General features: G+C 34.3%; 18 protein-coding genes. 14 read left to right on the forward strand and 4 right to left on the reverse strand.

All coding sequences use genetic code 11. From position 1 onward, the window contains the following. Positions 1-185: 185 nt before the first annotated feature. Positions 186-1,643: a serine hydrolase gene (locus ABH959_RS03690; protein WP_113937775.1), complete on the reverse strand. Its 1,458-nt coding sequence runs from the start codon at positions 1,641-1,643 to the stop codon at positions 186-188. 198 nt (positions 1,644-1,841) lie between these two features. On the opposite strand from ABH959_RS03690, the gene ABH959_RS03695 reads away from it, so the two are divergent. From ABH959_RS03695 to ABH959_RS03715, 5 genes are all read left to right on the forward strand, one after another. Beyond that, positions 1,842-2,798 carry a thymidylate synthase gene (locus tag ABH959_RS03695; RefSeq protein WP_113937776.1) on the forward strand — a complete coding sequence of 319 codons (957 nt, stop codon included), beginning with the start codon at positions 1,842-1,844 and terminating at the stop codon, positions 2,796-2,798. Between the two features lie 19 nt (positions 2,799-2,817). Then, positions 2,818-3,306: a dihydrofolate reductase gene (locus tag ABH959_RS03700; RefSeq protein WP_000637202.1), complete on the forward strand. Its 489-nt coding sequence runs from the start codon at positions 2,818-2,820 to the stop codon at positions 3,304-3,306. Between the two features lie 156 nt (positions 3,307-3,462). Continuing rightward, complete coding sequence (pbpC, locus tag ABH959_RS03705) at positions 3,463-5,448, forward strand: penicillin-binding protein 3 (protein WP_113937777.1); 1,986 nt, start codon at positions 3,463-3,465, stop codon at positions 5,446-5,448. A gap of 238 nt (positions 5,449-5,686) precedes the next feature. Then, positions 5,687-6,322: an FMN-dependent NADH-azoreductase gene (locus ABH959_RS03710; RefSeq protein WP_002141626.1), complete on the forward strand. Its 636-nt coding sequence runs from the start codon at positions 5,687-5,689 to the stop codon at positions 6,320-6,322. A gap of 111 nt (positions 6,323-6,433) precedes the next feature. Continuing rightward, complete coding sequence (locus ABH959_RS03715; protein ID WP_404492294.1) at positions 6,434-7,153, forward strand: lysophospholipid acyltransferase family protein; 720 nt, start codon at positions 6,434-6,436, stop codon at positions 7,151-7,153. Positions 7,154-7,190: 37 nt separating this feature from the next. On the opposite strand, the gene trhA is transcribed toward ABH959_RS03715, so the two are convergent. Further along, complete coding sequence (trhA, locus tag ABH959_RS03720; protein WP_113937779.1) at positions 7,191-7,847, reverse strand: PAQR family membrane homeostasis protein TrhA; 657 nt, start codon at positions 7,845-7,847, stop codon at positions 7,191-7,193. Between the two features lie 209 nt (positions 7,848-8,056). On the opposite strand from trhA, the gene ABH959_RS03725 reads away from it, so the two are divergent. The 4 genes from ABH959_RS03725 to ABH959_RS03740 all read left to right on the forward strand — a co-directional run bounded on the left by ABH959_RS03725 (position 8,057) and on the right by ABH959_RS03740 (position 10,610). After that, positions 8,057-8,236, forward strand: a complete 180-nt coding sequence (locus ABH959_RS03725; protein ID WP_002012719.1) for a twin-arginine translocase TatA/TatE family subunit — start codon at positions 8,057-8,059, stop codon at positions 8,234-8,236. A 57-nt stretch (positions 8,237-8,293) separates the two neighbouring features. Further along, positions 8,294-9,034 (forward strand): twin-arginine translocase subunit TatC, encoded by a 741-nt coding sequence (tatC, locus tag ABH959_RS03730; protein WP_033708120.1) that lies wholly within the window; start codon positions 8,294-8,296, stop codon positions 9,032-9,034. Positions 9,035-9,362: 328 nt separating this feature from the next. Next, entirely contained in the window at positions 9,363-9,614 is a 252-nt protein-coding gene (locus tag ABH959_RS03735; RefSeq protein WP_002012715.1) for a DUF2535 family protein, read from the forward strand. 153 nt (positions 9,615-9,767) lie between these two features. Beyond that, positions 9,768-10,610 (forward strand): DegV family protein, encoded by an 843-nt coding sequence (locus ABH959_RS03740; protein WP_033707617.1) that lies wholly within the window; start codon positions 9,768-9,770, stop codon positions 10,608-10,610. 188 nt (positions 10,611-10,798) lie between these two features. Here the strand turns inward: ABH959_RS03740 and ABH959_RS03745 are convergent, their stop codons facing one another. Next, a complete protein-coding gene (locus ABH959_RS03745; RefSeq protein WP_404492295.1) occupies positions 10,799-11,773 on the reverse strand; it encodes an MBL fold metallo-hydrolase in 975 nt (324 codons plus the stop codon). 334 nt (positions 11,774-12,107) lie between these two features. On the opposite strand from ABH959_RS03745, the gene ABH959_RS03750 reads away from it, so the two are divergent. Then, on the forward strand, positions 12,108-12,695 hold the full coding sequence (locus ABH959_RS03750; protein WP_063219615.1) for an SCO family protein: 588 nt from the start codon (positions 12,108-12,110) through the stop codon (positions 12,693-12,695). 36 nt (positions 12,696-12,731) lie between these two features. Here the strand turns inward: ABH959_RS03750 and ABH959_RS03755 are convergent, their stop codons facing one another. Continuing rightward, positions 12,732-13,199 (reverse strand): Hsp20/alpha crystallin family protein, encoded by a 468-nt coding sequence (locus ABH959_RS03755; RefSeq protein ID WP_002012708.1) that lies wholly within the window; start codon positions 13,197-13,199, stop codon positions 12,732-12,734. A gap of 217 nt (positions 13,200-13,416) precedes the next feature. On the opposite strand from ABH959_RS03755, the gene asnB reads away from it, so the two are divergent. The 4 genes from asnB to ABH959_RS03775 all read left to right on the forward strand — a co-directional run bounded on the left by asnB (position 13,417) and on the right by ABH959_RS03775 (position 17,245). Continuing rightward, positions 13,417-15,318, forward strand: a complete 1,902-nt coding sequence (gene asnB / locus ABH959_RS03760; RefSeq protein WP_002085865.1) for an asparagine synthase (glutamine-hydrolyzing) — start codon at positions 13,417-13,419, stop codon at positions 15,316-15,318. Positions 15,319-15,409: 91 nt separating this feature from the next. Further along, positions 15,410-15,769 carry a GNAT family N-acetyltransferase gene (locus tag ABH959_RS03765; RefSeq protein ID WP_404492296.1) on the forward strand — a complete coding sequence of 120 codons (360 nt, stop codon included), beginning with the start codon at positions 15,410-15,412 and terminating at the stop codon, positions 15,767-15,769. Positions 15,770-15,814: 45 nt separating this feature from the next. Beyond that, entirely contained in the window at positions 15,815-16,150 is a 336-nt protein-coding gene (locus tag ABH959_RS03770) for a hypothetical protein (protein WP_012260872.1), read from the forward strand. Positions 16,151-16,255: 105 nt separating this feature from the next. Next, positions 16,256-17,245 carry an N-acetylmuramoyl-L-alanine amidase gene (locus ABH959_RS03775; protein WP_113937782.1) on the forward strand — a complete coding sequence of 330 codons (990 nt, stop codon included), beginning with the start codon at positions 16,256-16,258 and terminating at the stop codon, positions 17,243-17,245. Positions 17,246-17,338 lie beyond the last annotated feature (93 nt).

The raw sequence follows: 17,338 nt of genomic DNA on the forward strand, positions 1-17,338 counted from the left end.
AAAATTGGTGTTTCACACCTTCACATTTTTGAGGAAGGAGTCTTCTGTCAGAAAACGATAAATAATTTAGCATTTGGGTTATCCTCATTTTATTTGTTAAATTCAATAATAGGATTATAGGTTGCAAGGTGAATTTCTGATTGCAAAATAATAGAGGGAAGAGTAATCTTCCCTCTATTATTTTGTTATTTAATTTTCGTAAATGTAAGAGGCTGAGTACTTAAAGTTGCAGGTACGTGTAATTGAAGAGTCGGGAATTCACCATTTACATTCATATCATAAGCGAATAAAAGCCCCATTTTCATTTGGAACAAACTAATTGATGCTGAGAAGATGTTGTAATGATGATGTTTTAGCTGAAATTCCATATCCATAAATTGTACATGTAGGAAATCATCTTGTTTGTATACTTTCAGTGTTCCATAAGCGGGATGCTCAAAAGTTCCAGTGTAGTCATCTAATGCATGAGAAGGGATAGTCCCTTTTATTGGTTCGGGAAGTGATGTAGTTGCCTCTTTCATCATTTCTTTCATTTTTTCACTATCTTCTACAGCGCGTTCATGCCAGTCGATATATTCTAGTCCGAGAAGTTCATCGTAAATATGCTTTGTAATATAAGTAGGAAGTAAAGTTTGTCCAGAATTTGTTAGTACGATAATACCAATATTTTCGTTTGGCATAAATGATGCAAGTGCAGAAAACCCATCAATATTACCGCCGTGATGAATCATTTTATAACCGCGGTAAGCACTAATAAACCAACCGAGTCCATAGCTATTTAATGGAGATTCACTCGTTGATAACATTGGCTGATCTGGAATTGGAGTATGCGGTGTATACATGTCTTGGAGTAGTTCAGTAGAAATCAAATCATGATTTCCTGTGCTTCCTTCGTTTAAATGAAGCAAAACCCATTTTGCCATATCTTCGATGGTAGAGTTAATACATCCAGCCGCTCCAACTGTATCGATATTTCGGAATGGAATTTCTTTTATTTCACCGTCATTTTCAATATAAGGTAAAGCATAATCATCTGTATTTTGTGAGTCTGTAACAGAGAAGTTTGTATGCCTCATATTTAAAGGTTCTAAAATATGTTCTGCAACGTATTGCTCCCACGTTTGATTTGTAATATTTTCCACAATATAACTAATTGTCGCATACATTAAGTTGTTATAAAGAAATGCTGTGCGGAACGGTGCATCAAGTGATAAATGCTTTATTTTTTCAACAAGACCTTTTCGAGTTAAGGAAGAACTGTACCAAAGAGCATCGTGACGACTTACCCCAGTACGATGAGAAGCTAAATCTCGTCCTGTAACTTGCGAGTTAGCGAGCATATCGGATAGAGAGAAGTTAGGTACGTAAGTTTGGACAGGAGTATCCCAATTAAACTTTTTTTGCTGTGCTAATAAGCTTAATGAAAGCGTACCGAATGCTTTCGTCGCAGAACCGATTGCGAATCGTGTCTGCGGAGTAACAGCCTCTTTTTTCTCTATGTTACGATAGCCGAAACCTTCTGAAATAATTACCTCACCATCTTTTATAACAGCTACAGCCGCTCCAGGAACGTGTAAATCCTTCATCATCTTCTCAACCTTATGTTGTAACGTACTTAAAACAGGAGTTTTGATTTTAGACATGCTTCCAACCTCCAAATATAAATTTTATGTTCCGCACTATACTTTCTGTAATAGAAAAGTGAAAACCTTTTTTAATATTGAAAGTTAATAATTTTGTAAGAAATATTGAAAGAATTTTTATTAATTTGGATTATTAAATTCGATGTTTTTCATGTTATGATAAATCTCATATACGATTGAAAGAAGGTTTTTCTACATATGAAACATGTTGAATATGAATACTTAAATTTATGCCGTCATGTAATGGAGCACGGTACGAAGAAAGAAGATCGTACAGGGACAGGTACTGTATCTGTATTTGGATATCAAATGCGTTTCGATTTAAGTAAAGGATTTCCTCTATTAACGACAAAGAGAGTGCCATTTCGCCTAGTAGCAAGTGAGCTGCTTTGGTTTATGAAAGGTGATACAAATATTCGCTATTTATTGCAACATAATAATAATATTTGGAATGAATGGGCGTTTAAGAGCTGGGTAGAAAGCGATGAGTATACTGGCCCTGATATGACAGATTTCGGTCTTCGCTCACAACAAGATGAGGAATTTAAGAAGCAATACGATGAGCAAATGGAATTGTTTAAAAAGAACGTTTTAGAAGACGATGAATTCTCAACGAAATTTGGATATTTAGGAGACGTATACGGAAAGCAATGGCGTGCTTGGAAAACGACAGCTGGTGAGACACTTGATCAATTAAAAGATGTAATTGAAATGATTAAGAAAACACCAGATTCACGCCGGCTAATTGTTTCTGCTTGGAATCCTGAAGATGTACCAAGTATGGCTTTACCGCCTTGTCATACGCTATTCCAGTTTTATGTAGCAGATGGAAAGCTTTCTTGTCAGTTATATCAGAGAAGCGGTGACATATTCCTTGGCATTCCATTTAACATTGCAAGCTATTCACTTTTAACACATTTAATTGCACATGAATGTGGTCTTGAAGTAGGAGAATTTGTTCATACAATTGGAGATGCACACATTTATACAAATCATTTTGAACAAGTAGAAAAGCAATTGGCACGTGAACCACGTCCATTCCCGAAACTTACATTAAATCCAGATGTAAAATCTGTGTTTGATTTTGAAATGGAAGATTTAACGATTGAAGGATATGATCCGCACCCAGCAATTAAAGCACCGGTTGCAGTGTAATTGTAGAGGAGATGACAAGATGATTGTTTCATTTATGGTCGCAATGGACGAGAATAGAGTAATTGGTAAAGATAATAACTTACCTTGGCGTTTACCGAGTGAATTACAGTATGTAAAGAAAACGACGATGGGTCACCCACTTATTATGGGGAGAAAGAACTATGAAGCAATTGGTAGACCATTGCCTGGAAGACGTAATATTATTGTAACTCGTAATGAAGGGTATCATGTAGAAGGCTGCGAAGTAGCTCATACTGTAGAGGAAGTGTTTGAACTATGTAAAAATGAAGAAGAGATTTTTATTTTTGGCGGAGCGCAAATTTATGATCTCTTTTTACCTTATGTAGACAAGTTATATATAACAAAAATCCACCACGCATTTGAAGGGGACACATTCTTCCCAGAAATGGATATGACAAATTGGAAAGAGATTTTTGTAGAAAAAGGTTTAACGGATGAAAAAAATCCGTATACGTATTATTACCATGTATACGAGAAACAACAATAATAATAAAAATTGATGTGAGTATTCGCATCAATTTTTTTATTTGTATTTATAAATGTAAGTTTATAGATGATATTCAATAGTGCTATAATGAAAGGTAGCATGTGAAAAATGCTAAAATTTTCAAAAGTATTCATATAGAAAGAGGAGGAGAATCGGTTGAGAAAAATATGGGGGATTCTTTTTCTTTGCTTTGCATTAATGCTAGTCGGATGCGGTAAAGAAGAAAAACCACAAGAAGCGTTTGATACATATGCAAAAGCATGGAATAAGAAAAAATTTGCTGATATGTATGATCAATTATCAGAAAATGCAAAAAAGAATATTTCTAAAAAAGATTTCACAGAGAAATATGAAAAAATTTATGCAGGTATAGAAGTGAAAAACTTAAAAGTAGAGACTGGCGAAGTAAAAGAGGATAAGAAAGAGAATGGCCCTGTTCCTTTTAAAGTAAGTATGGATACAGTTGGTGGTAATATCTCTTTTGGCCATGAAGCAAAAATGGTGAAAGAAAAAGATGGAGATAAAGAATCTTGGAAAATAGATTGGACTCCTGATTTTATTTTCCCTGGCATGACAAAAGATAGTAAAGTGCGTATGCAAACGACGCAACCAAAACGTGGTGAAGTTTACGATCGTAATGGAAAAGGTCTTGCGACGAATGGGAAAGCTTCTGAGATCGGAATCGTTCCAGAAAAATTAGACGCTACTGCTCCGCAAACGAAAGAAACAGTAGCGAAGTTGTTAAATATGTCTGTAGAAGAAATTGATCAAAAACTAGCTGCTAAATGGGTAAAACCAGGGTATCTCGTACCAATTGGAATTTTACCTGATGGGGCAACGCAAAATACGTACATCGATTTACCAGGTGTTTCAACAAAACCAGTAAATGTTCGTACATATCCGTTAGGGGAAGCGGCAGCTCATTTAACTGGTTATATCGGAAAGGTAAATGCTGAAGATTTAAAAACGCTTCAAAAGAAAGGCTATCAAGCCGATGATCCAGTTGGTAAAGCTGGATTAGAGCAAGTATTGGAAGAACAGCTACGCGGGAAAAAAGGTGGCCGTGTCTTCATGGAAGATGCACAAGGAAAAGAAATTAAAAATTTAGCGAAAACAGATGCTGTTGATGGAGAAAATGTAACTTTAACTATCGATAGTGTTGTTCAAGAAAAAACGTATAATGAAATGAAGGGAGAAGCTGGTTCAAGTGCGGCAATTAATCCGAAAAGTGGAGAAACAATTGCTCTTGTAAGTAGTCCAGCTTATAATCCTAATTTAATTGCACGAGGAACATCAAAAGCACAACGCGAGGCTTGGAATAATGACCCGAAAAAACCGATGACGAATCGATTTACACAATTATCGGTACCAGGTTCTGTATTTAAGCCAATTACAGGTGCAATTGGTCTTGAAACAAAAACAATCGATCCAAAAGAAGAATTGAAAATAGAAGGACTGAAATGGACGAAAGATTCTTCTTGGGGCAATTATTACGTAACACGTGTAAAAGATGCAAATCCGATTGATTTTGATAAGGCAATGAAGTACTCGGATAATATTTATTTCGCACAAGAAGCTTTGAAAATTGGAAAAGATAAATTTATGGCTGAGGCGAAAAAATTCGGATTTGATGAGAAATTACCAATTGAATACGGATTCCCAGCTTCTAAAATCGCAAATGATGGCATGAAAAATGATATTCAAATGGCAGATACAGGATATGGACAAGGACAAGTCTTAATGACTCCTCTTCATTTAGCTTTAACTTATGCACCGATTGTAAATGATGGAAAGATTCCGTCACCGTATCTTATTAAAACAGATAAACAACCAAAAACTTGGAAAGAGAACGTGATTTCTAAAGAAAATCAAGATATATTGAAAACGGCTTTAACGAAAGTAATTAACGATCCAGATGGTACGGGGAAAATTGCGAAAATTGATGGTATGACTCTTGCTGGTAAAACAGGAACAGCAGAATTAAAAGTATCAAAAGAGGCAGAAGGAAAAGAACTAGGTTGGTTCGCTGCGTTTGATTTAAATTCACCTGATATGGTCATTACAATGATGATTGAAGATGTAAAAGGTAGAGGTGGAAGTAATATTCCGGCTGAAAAAGTGAAACATGTTTTTCAAAAGTAATAATTGAAGAAGACTATCTCCATGAAATATGGAGATAGTCTTTTATTTGATTAAAACCTTAATATTTATATACAAAAACTAACTGAAATAATATAACTTATTAACTTACGAAAAAAAAGTAGCTATTTTTATTGACAGTCATTAAAACTTTTTGTATTATACTTACATAAGGTAAGTTATTTACTATAAAATAATAAATCTCAAACTAAAGATAAATTTAAAAAAGGGAGATAATACAATGACAAAAGTACTATTTATTACAGCAAATCCAAATTCAGCAGAAGGTTCTTTCGGTATGGCAGTAGGAGAAGCTTTCATCGAAGCATATAAAAACGAACATCCACAAGACGAAGTTGTAACAATTGATTTATTCAATACAACTGTACCAGCAATCGATGCAGACGTATTCGCTGCTTGGGGGAAATTTGCAGCAGGCGAAGGATTCGAAACTTTAAGTGAAAATCAGCAACAAAAAGTTGCAGCAATGAACAATAACTTAGAAACATTTATGCATGCAGATCGTTATGTATTCGTGACTCCAATGTGGAACTTCAGCTACCCAGCAGTAGTGAAAGCATACTTAGATAACTTATCAATCGCAGGTAAAACATTCAAATATACTGAAAATGGTCCAGTTGGCTTACTAGAAGGCAAAAAAGCACTTCATATTCAAGCTACAGGCGGCGTTTACTCTGAAGGAGCATACGCATCTATGGACTTCGGTCGCAATCACTTAAATGCGGTATTAGGATTCATGGGTGTATCAGACACTGAATATATTGCAGTTGAAGGAATGAATGCAAATCCTGAAAAAGCACAAGACATTAAAGAAGCAGCAATTGCAAGTGCACGCGAATTAGCAAAACGTTTCTAATATAGAAAACTTCAAAATGTCCAAACACTTGTTGTTTGGACATTTTTTCTTCTTTTTCCTTCGTTTGTCTAGTATAATGAAGGTCGGAATGATAATAGGTGGGGGTTCTGTATGATTCAAACGTTTTTTAAAATCTTTTATTTAATTTTAATCGTAATTGCGATTACACCAAGGTTGTGGCGTATAAAAAGAAAAGCAAATGCGATGTCACCGCAAGAAAAAGATAGTGTTGTGTATAAAACAACAAACTGGTTTGGTAAGAAAATGGTGGGTGTAACTGGATCGACTGTAGAAGTAAAGGGACTTGAAAATGTTCCAAAAGACAAGCCGGTGCTAGTTGTAAGTAATCATCAAAGTAATATGGATATTCCTGTTTTACTAGGTTACTTAAATAAGCCAATTGGATTCGTTTCAAAAGCGGAAATTAAAAAGTTTCCGGTTGTACCAACATGGATGGAACTAATGAATTGTGTGTTCATGGACCGCAGCGATCGCCGTCAATCTCTTAAGGCAATTAAAGATGGAATTGAACTATTAAAGAATGGACATTCTATCGTAATTTTCCCTGAAGGAACGAGAAGTAAGGGTGGCGAAATTGGAGAGTTTAAAGCGGGTAGTTTTCACCTAGCAGTAAAATCTGGTGTAGCAATCTTACCTGTAACGTTAGATGGTACATATAAAATGTTTGAAGCGAATGGAAATCGTATGAAACCAGCTCATGCAACAGTAACGATTTCTAAGCCAATTACACCTGAAGAATATGCAAATATGGATGCTAAAGAGTTAACCCAGCATACAAAAGATATTATTGCATCTCAATTACATAAGTAATAAAAAAAGTTTCAGCTTAAACAAGCTGAAACTTTTTTTATGCTGCGGGTAAGACATAAAACAGTACGCAGAAAAACATCATTGTACTACCGCCTAGTACGAAGAGATGCCAAATGGCATGATTGAACGGAAGCTTTTCCCAAAGGAAGAATATAGCTCCGATAGAATACAAAATGCCGCCTATTAATAGTAGTGAGAAGCCGTGACCGGTTAAATTTTCATAAAGGGGTTTAATGGCAACGATGATGAGCCAACCCATAATGATATAACATAATGTTGATGTTTTAATAAAGCGACGAACAAAGAAGATTTTGAAAATAATTCCACCAATCGCAAGGGTCCAAATAATTGCGAGTAAAGTCCAACCGAGCGGGCCACGCAGTGTAATGAGTAGAAATGGTGTATACGTGCCGGCAATTAATAAATATATGGCGGAGTGATCTAAAATGGTAAATAACTTTTCTACTTTTGGATGATGGATACTATGTAGCAGTGTAGAAAATAAGTATAGTAGGAACATGCTTACGCCATAAACGGTAAAACCAACAACAGCAGATGCTGTGCCATGTTTGGAAGCATGAATAATTAATATGATTAAGGCAGGGATGCTTAAAATGGCACCGATACCATGGGTAATTGCATTCGCAATTTCTTCTTTTACAAATTGGGTCATTCTTTTAATTTTTTGCGTCATAATGTTAATTCCTTTCACTGTATTGAGATAAGTTATATTTTCCTTAACCATATCATATACAAAAGGAATAGAAAATGATATTCAATTGATTATATTTTCGAATTTTTTTGACAAAAGACAACGGATACATTGACGTTTGCGAAATTTTTTGACAAAATGAACTTATGGAATAGTAGGACAAGGAATCTACTTATGAAGGGGATGGGGAAATGTTTTCAAATATTGGCTTTCCAGGGTTAATTTTAATTTTAGTAGCAGTGTTAATTTTATTTGGCCCAAAAAAGTTACCGGAAATTGGGAAAGCTTTAGGGGAAACGTTAAAAGAATTTAAAAAATCAACAAAAGAATTGACTGATGAGGCATTTCAAGAGAAAGAAAAAAATAAATAAATAAAAGAATATGCTGAAGTTTTTCTCGGAATGGATAAATAAAGTGTGGTGAACGAGATGGAAGATCGGGAAATGAGCGTAGTAGAACATATTGTTGAGCTTCGCAAACGAGTAATATATACAGTATTATCCTTTGTATTATTTTTAATTATTGGATTTACTTTTACGAAGGATATTTATTTTTGGCTTGTAAAAGATTTACCAATGAAATTAACTGTTCTCGGTCCAAGTGATGTGTTGTGGATTTTTTTCTCGATTGCTACAGTATTTGCTATCGTTTGTACAATTCCTTTTGCTGCGATACAAATTTGGTTATTTGTAAAACCAGGTTTACATCCCAATGAACAAAAAATGACATTAATGTATATACCGGTATTGTCTATATTATTTATAGCAGGCCTATCTTTCGGTTATTTTATCGTCATGCCATTTTTATTTCATTTCCTAACTACAATTGGTAATGAGATGTTTAATACGATGTTTACAACGGAAAAATATTTTCATTTCGTATTAAATTTAACAGTTCCGTTTGCTGTTATATTTGAATTACCTGTAGTTGTTATGTTTTTAACGAGTATAGGTCTTCTAACGGCAGAATTTCTTCAGAAAATAAGAAGATATGCTTATGTCGTGTTGATTATAATTGCATCATGTATATCGCCGCCAGATTTTTTATCACATAGTTTAGTAGCGGTACCGCTTATTTGTATTTATGAAATCAGTATCGCTTTATCAAAGATAGTTAGTAAACGAAAACAGAAAAGAGAAGAAATACAGTCGAAAAGTGCCTCGTTATAAAGGCACTTTTTAATTTATTTGTTATACTCTAGCTATAATTGTATACAATATATAGAAGGAAAAAATTATAGAATCTCCAAAATTTAGACAAACTTTTCATTTTTATAAGTTTATACTGAAGTTATCAAGCTATATATGGGTAATAAGACTCCCGTCTCAAAGGATATATAGGACAGGGTTCGAATTAGGTGGATATAAATGAAGTATTAACTTCTAAATGGGGCAGCTTAAGGATATTTTAGTATTCATAGGAAACCTACACTAAAAAACGTGTTAAAGAATAAAGTGGAGGAAGTTCAAAAATCCAACGAAAAAGAGGATTGATATTGTGATTACGAAAAGTTTTTATTTCACTCATGCAACAGGGAATTGTATTAAAATATTTGAAATCCCTGTCCTACAAACACAGCATCCATTAGCGTTTCTAATTCAGTCTCGTCTTCAATTGTTTATTGCGAAAATTCAAAAACATAAAAACCCAAGATTCTCGTACTCTTTCCGTGAATATTTACAAAGTTGTTTGAAGTGGAATGATTATTCAAATGTATATAAGACAAATACTCTTGAAAAGAATGCATAATATACAGCAGGGACAGAGTTAGATAGGCTCTGTCTTTTTTATTTTAGGTATAAAAATATAATTAATTTGGTGAAATTCATTCGAAATTGTTGAAAGCATCGGGAATGCTAGTATAATAACAGGGAGAGCGTATTGGAAAGGGAAGAATATAATATGCAAAAAATTAAAATTGTAACAGATTCAACGGCAGATTTATCAAAAGATATAATTGAGAAGTATGATATTCATGTTTTACCATTATCTATTTCTGTAAATGGACAAACATACTTAGATCGCGTTGATTTACAACCGGATGAATTTATTGAAGAAATGATTAAATCAGAAGAATTACCAAAAACATCACAACCGGCTATGGGTACATTTGTAGAAATGTATGACAAGCTAGGCGAAGATGGAAGTGAAGTACTTTCCATTCATATGACAGGTGGAATGAGCGGTACTGTCGCAACAGCGAATAGCGCTGCATCAATGACAGATACAAAAGTAACAGTTGTTGATTCTCAATTTATTACACATGCTTTAGCATATCAAGTAATTGAAGCGGCAAAAATGGCAAAAGAAGAATGCTCACTAGAAGATATTTTAAAACGTATTGATGAAGTAAGAAAGAATACTCGTTTATATGTTGTCGTAGATACATTAGAAAACTTAGTAAAAGGTGGACGCATCGGTAAAGGTAAGGCACTTATTGGTTCTTTACTTAATATTAAACCAATTGCAAGTTTAGAAGGCGGCGTATATAATCCGGTAACGAAAGTACGTAGCCAAGGGCAGATTGTAAAAACGTTGGCTAAACTATTCGAGGAAGATACTGCTGGAAAAGTGGTGAAAGCTGTTGCGATTCCACATGCTAAAGCAATTCCTTTAGCAGAAAGTGTAAAAGCTGCTGTTGAAAAAGTGAATGGATTCACTCAATCAGAGATTTTCTATACAACACCAGTTATCAGTACTCATACAGGACCAGGAGCAATTGGTTTTATGTATTTAGCAGAGTAATAAAAAAGCTACTTGAAATGAATTTTCAAGTAGCTTTTTTATTATTTCAGGACAGAAAATAAGAAATGAGAAGGGCAATACAGGCGCTACCGCTAATTATATAGCGAGTCTGTAAATAATCTTTCATGGAAAACACCCTTTTCAATTTTTTAAAGTATATGATAAATTACTGGCAAAAATTAGTACTATTATACATGAGAAGTTTCTGTGATTTTTGCTGGTTCTTTAACTGGGACAATAGGGCTATAAGTGAAAGTTTGACCTAAAAAGAGAACATGTAGCTGTTCCCACGGTAGCATTCGTAAATTCCAGTTATTTCGTAGTCGTGTTACTGCTTCCCTTGGTGTTTCATCTGCTAAAGAAAAAGTACCGTAGTGCATGGGAATGAAATGTGTAGCTTTTATATCTAGATACGCTTGCACAGCTTCTTCTGGTGAAACGTGAGACACTTTCATAAACCATTCTGGTTCATAGGCACCAATTGGCATAAGTGCAATATCGATTGAAAAACGTTTGCCGATTTCTTTAAATCCTTGGAAATAACCACTATCACCACAAAAATAAATGGTTTCTGAAGAAGTCATATTATCAATGATCCATCCTCCCCAGTGAGAGGTGTTCATATCAAATAATGTTCTTCTCGTCCAGTGCTGGGCAGGTACGAAGTGAAAAGAGACTTCATCAATTGTTGTACTTTCCCACCAGTTGTATTCTTCTACATTGGTGAATTTTTTACGAGTAAATAATTTTTTTAGCCCAATAGGAACAAGGTATAAGGTATCATCATTTAGTTGACGAAGAGATGAAAAGTCTAAATGATCGTAATGACCGTGTGAAATAAGAACGATATCGATTTTAGGTAGTTCTTTTATAGTGAGCCCTGGCTCAGTAAGTCGTGGAACTAACTTTAATTTATTTGCCCATACTGGATCTGTTAAAATATTTAAGCCGTTCGTTTGAATGAGAAAAGTTGAATGACCAATCCATGTGACAGTCGTTTTTTCAAAGTTATTTAGTAGAAATTTACTTTGTTTAACAGGTGATTGTTCTACTAGAAAAGAAAAGTCTTTTTTGTTTTGCTTTCTCTCTTTACGCCAACGTAAGAAGGAGCGAATTGATTTTTTTGTACTTGCATTATCCATATTTTCATAGCGCTTTGCCATGAACATCACCTCATTTAAAATCGTTGTAGTTGTATTGTACCGAAATGTTGTTAAGGAATACAGTGTTTAACATGGATTAATGTTTAAGTAATTGTAAAAAAATAGGGAATTTATTTACAAATTTAACAATGAACTTCGTTTCGCAAATAATGGTTAGAGAAATAATAGTAGTAAAATATATTTTGTCTAGTAATTCGCTTGAAATAAAGAAGTAACATACGTAAATTCGTACGATTTCGTGAACAAATGATGTAAACAATTTTCTCATAGTGTTTACTTTTGTTATGATATACATAACTTACATAAATTAAGGATAGAGAAAAGAGGTTTAATAATGAAGCGTTATCAAAAGTTAATTGGTCTTATGGTTGTATTTTGTCTCTTTGTACTTTCAGGTTGTAGCAGTTCAGGGGCAAAACTCCGTAAACCGTTAAACTGGGATTTGGAAACTTTCCAATTTACAAATCAAGAAGGAAAGCCGTTTGGTACAAAAGATTTAAAAGGGAAAGTTTGGGTAGCTGATTTCATGTTTACAAACTGTCAAACAGTTTGTCCGCCAATGACTGCTAATATGGCGAAATTACAGAAAATGGCTAAGGAAGAGAAATTAGACGTTCAGTTTGTTTCGTTTAGTGTAGACCCTGAACTTGATAAACCAGAAAATTTGAAAGCATTCATTCAAAAGTTTACAGAGGATACAAGTAATTGGAACTTGTTAACAGGTTATTCACTGGAGGATATTACAAAGTTTTCAAAAGATAACTTCCAATCGCTTGTAGATAAACCAGAGAATGGGCAAGTAATACACGGTACATCATTTTTCTTAGTCGATCAAAATGGAAAAGTAATGAAAAAATATAGTGGCATTAGCAATACGCCATACGAAGATATTATACGTGATATGAAGCGATTAGCTGATTAAAAAGAAGGGTGCTAAGCACCCTTCTTTTATTAGTATTCAGTCTATGGATAATATGTCATGCTGTTGTGGTAATTTCGGTGCGCGAATTTCTAATACACCGTTTTGATAAGAAGCTTTCGTTGCTTTTTTATTAATTAAATATGGTAACTTAATAATTCTTGACGCTTCTGAAATGGAACGTTCTCGGCGATAATAGTTATGAGATGTTTGTTCTTCTTCCGTCTCTTCAAGTATATCTTCTTTTACAGAGACTTTTAAGTATTCGCTTTGTATTTCAATTTGAATTTGTTCTTTTTGTATACCTGGTAGTTCGGCTGTAACGACGAGTTCGTCACCAACTTCGTATAAATCTACTGGGAATGTTAATAAACGGTTTCCTTTTTGGAAAAAATGATTTAAATCAGCAATTACGCCACGAAGAGGCGTTTGTTCGAAAAAATCATCAATTTGTTTTAAATAATTACGAACTGGTGGGCGAGAAGAATCTTTTTTTTCTTCACTCATGGTATTACCTCCTAGAAATCAATTTGCAATATCATATGACAAAAGCGGAGAAAGGTGAGTGCCTAGTTTTCATGTTTTCATAAAAAAATGTTAAAAATGTGAAATGGAGTGAGTTTTTTATAGTTTTTGGTCGCCATATTCAGTTGATTATGCTAGTATAAATAGGGTTGATATAGTAGTATTGAGACAGAATGAAAACTGAAAGAGGGTAAGAAGTATGTGTGGTTTTGTAGGATGTTTATGTGAAAACCCTAGAGAGTTTTCAGAAACAGAAAAACATCAATTTGAAAATATGAACACGATGATTTTCCACCGCGGTCCAGATGACGAAGGATATTTTCGTGATGAACATGTACAATTTGGCTTCCGCCGTTTAAGTATCATTGACTTAGAGGCAGGACATCAGCCGTTAACTTATGAAAATGATCGATATGTAATTATTTTTAATGGTGAAATTTACAATTATGTAGAACTACGTGAAATGTTACTTGAAAAAGGTGCAACGTTTGCTACACAATCTGATACAGAAGTTATCATTGCATTGTATGCACATATGAAAGAAAAATGTGTAGACTACCTTCGTGGTATGTTCGCATTTATGATTTGGGATCGTGAAGAAAAGACACTTTTCGGTGCACGTGACCACTTCGGTATTAAGCCTTTATACATCGCACAACAAGGCGATACTACATTCTTCGCATCTGAGAAGAAAAGTATTATGCATGTAATGGAAGACAAAGGGGTAAACCCAAAGTCACTACAACACTACTTTACGTACCAATATGGTCCAGAGCCAGAAACATTAACAATTGATGTTAACAAAATTGAGCCTGGTCATTACTTCGTAAAAGAAATCGGTAAAGAGATGGAAATCCATCGCTACTGGAATCCTTATTTCAACGCTTCAAGCGCAACGAAAGAGGAGCATATCCAAGCAATTCGTGATGTATTATACGATTCTGTAAAAGTACATATGCGTAGTGATGTACCAGTAGGTTCTTTCTTATCTGGTGGTATCGATTCATCTATTATTGCTTCTATCGCAAGAGAAATGAATCCAAATCTATTAACATTCTCTATTGGTTTCGAACAACGCGGTTTCAGTGAAGTTGATGTTGCGAAAGAAACTGCTGAGAAATTAGGAGTTAAAAACCATAACGTATTCATTACAGCGCAAGAATTTATGGATGAGTTCCCAAAAATCATTTGGCATATGGATGATCCTTTAGCGGATCCAGCAGCTGTACCATTGTATTTCGTTGCGAAAGAAGCGCGTAAACATGTAACGGTTGTTCTTTCTGGTGAAGGTGCAGACGAGCTATTTGGTGGATATAACATTTATCGTGAGCCAAACTCGTTAAAAATGTTCTCTTACATTCCTAGCCCAGGAAAGAGTGTTCTAAAGGCATTAAGTGGTGCTCTTAAAGAAGGGTTTAAAGGAAAAAGCTTCTTAGAGCGTGGATGTACGCCAATTGAAGAGCGTTACTATGGAAATGCGAAAATCTTCCGTGAAGAAGAGAAAGCTGAATTAATGAAGTATTACGATGAAAGTGTTAACTATATGGATATCACGAAACCATTGTATAACGAAATTAAAGATTATGATGATGTAAGTAAAATGCAGTACATTGACATGTTCACATGGTTACGCGGCGACATTTTATTAAAAGCTGATAAAATGACGATGGCAAATTCATTAGAACTTCGTGTACCGTTCTTAGATAAAGAAGTATTTGACGTTGCATCTAAAATTCCGACTGAATTTAAAATTGCTAACGGAACTACGAAAGCTATTTTACGTGAAGCAGCACGTGGCATTGTTCCAGATCACGTATTAGATCGTAAAAAGCTTGGATTCCCAGTACCAATTCGTCACTGGTTAAAAGATGAAATGCACGATTGGGCTATAAATATTATTAAAGAAAGCAAAACGGATCATTTAATCGACAAACAGTATGTATTAAACTTACTGGAAGCACATTGTGCAGATAAAGGCGATTATAGCCGTAAAATTTGGACTGTACTTGCGTTTATGGTATGGCATCAAATTTATGTTGAGCATAAATACGATACGAATAAGTTCCACGAAGAAACAAAGCGTGCGTATAGCTTAGTGTAATAAAAAACCTTAAGGTCGCATTCGATCTTAAGGTTTTTTTCATAAATTGCATTTATTATTGATACAATAATAGTAAAAGGGTGGACAACATATGATTACGTTCGAGAAAGTAAATACAGAAAATGAAAGCGCTGTAAAAGAAATGTTTCACTCACACACCTTAGATGAGAAAAAGGTTCAGTATTGTGTAAAAGTTGATGATACATATATTGGTGTAATAGATTATAGCGTTCAAGAAGAGAGTGCTATTTTGTCACAGTTAATTATTCATTTTGATTATCAAGGTTATGGCTACGGGACAAATACGTATTTTACATTTGAAGAAATGATGAAACAGAGAAATGTGAAAGAAATAAAAGTATTGCAAGAGATGTTTACGGAACAAGCTAAATCTTTCATAGAGGGATCTGGTTTTATTGAGGGAAATGGAATATATGTAAAGAAAATATAGTGAATATTGATTAGGTGATGATATGAATATAAGGTAGGTGGACGTATGACGATAACTTCTGGTCTTGTATTAGTTGGAGGTTGTTTTATAGTAGCAGAACTATGCCAGACTTTTATTCGGAAAAGAATGTATAAGAAGAGAAGACCATATGAATTACAATATATTCCCGTATTTTTAATTTTGTTTTGTATGCTATTTGTATTGCAAAACATAACGTATTTCCCACCTCTTTTGAACATCTTTTTGAAGTTTGGGTTGCTATATAGCGGCGGTGGGATATTTCTTTTATTTCTTTTATTTTGCATACGTTACATCCATTATCAATCGTATATATTCATTTTAAATTGGCTAAAGCAAAGCGATAGAAACCGCCTTACATAAGGGGGTTTTTTATTTGTACTTGTAACGGAACTTGTACAATTATCATAAAATAGGACGAGTAGAAATGAAAGCTTATTACAATAAAGAAAGGAACGAAAAAGATATATGAAACTTGTTATAGACGCAGGGCATGGTGGATATGATTCTGGTGCTGTTGGTAATGGTTTAGTGGAAAAAGAGTTAACACTTCAAATTGCTAGACGTGTGCGAGATATTTTATCTGCAAATTATCCAATCAATATTAAAATGACACGTGATAGTGATGTGTTTATCTCTTTATCAGAACGTGCTAATATTGCTAATTCATTTGGTGCAGATTATTTTATCTCATTTCACATTAATAGTGGCGGTGGAACTGGATTTGAAAGTTATATTTACAACGCGCTATCTAATAGTAGTTCCGCATATGAAAAGCAACAAAAGATGCATGCAGCAGTCAATCCTGTATTAACAAAATACGGTCTTCGTGACCGAGGAGCCAAAAAAGCAAATTATGCGGTACTAAGAGAGACTGCAATGGATGCAATTTTAACAGAGACTGCCTTTATTGATACAACGTTTGATGCTAATTTATTGAAAAATCCACAATTTATCGAAGATCTAAGCCAAGCGTATGCAAACGGAATAGCAGCTATTTTTGGAGTAGCTCCAAATCCGAATCCTCCAAATCCACAACCTCCAAACCCACAAACGAAGGGGATTGCCTATATACTTGGGAAAAATGTGGATTTAAGAAGTGGCCCATCAACGTCTTCTTCAGTTATTCGTCAACTAAACGCCCCAGAATCGTATGTCGTATATCAGGAAAGTAACGGATGGTTAGACTTAGGAAATGGACAATGGGTGTATAATGACCCTTCGTATATTAATTTTGTAAAGACGAGCAATAGTGATGGAAGCGCAATTGGTGTTGCATATATACAAGGAACAAATGTGAATTTAAGAAGTGGTCCATCAACATCTTCTTCAGTTATTCGTAAATTAAATAATCCGGAATCTTATTTAGTATATATTAATCAAAACGGTTGGTTGAACCTTGGTGGAAATCAGTGGGTGTATAATGATCCATCATATATTAAATATAATCAATATTAGGAAATAAATTTATAATGTAATATGAATGCGTATTTATGTATAACGTAGATACGCATTTTAAGAACGTTTATTGTTTTCATACTTATATACTTT

This window comes from Bacillus sp. RC51 (assembly GCF_044908115.1).
In the GTDB taxonomy this organism is placed as follows: domain Bacteria; phylum Bacillota; class Bacilli; order Bacillales; family Bacillaceae_G; genus Bacillus_A; species Bacillus_A mycoides.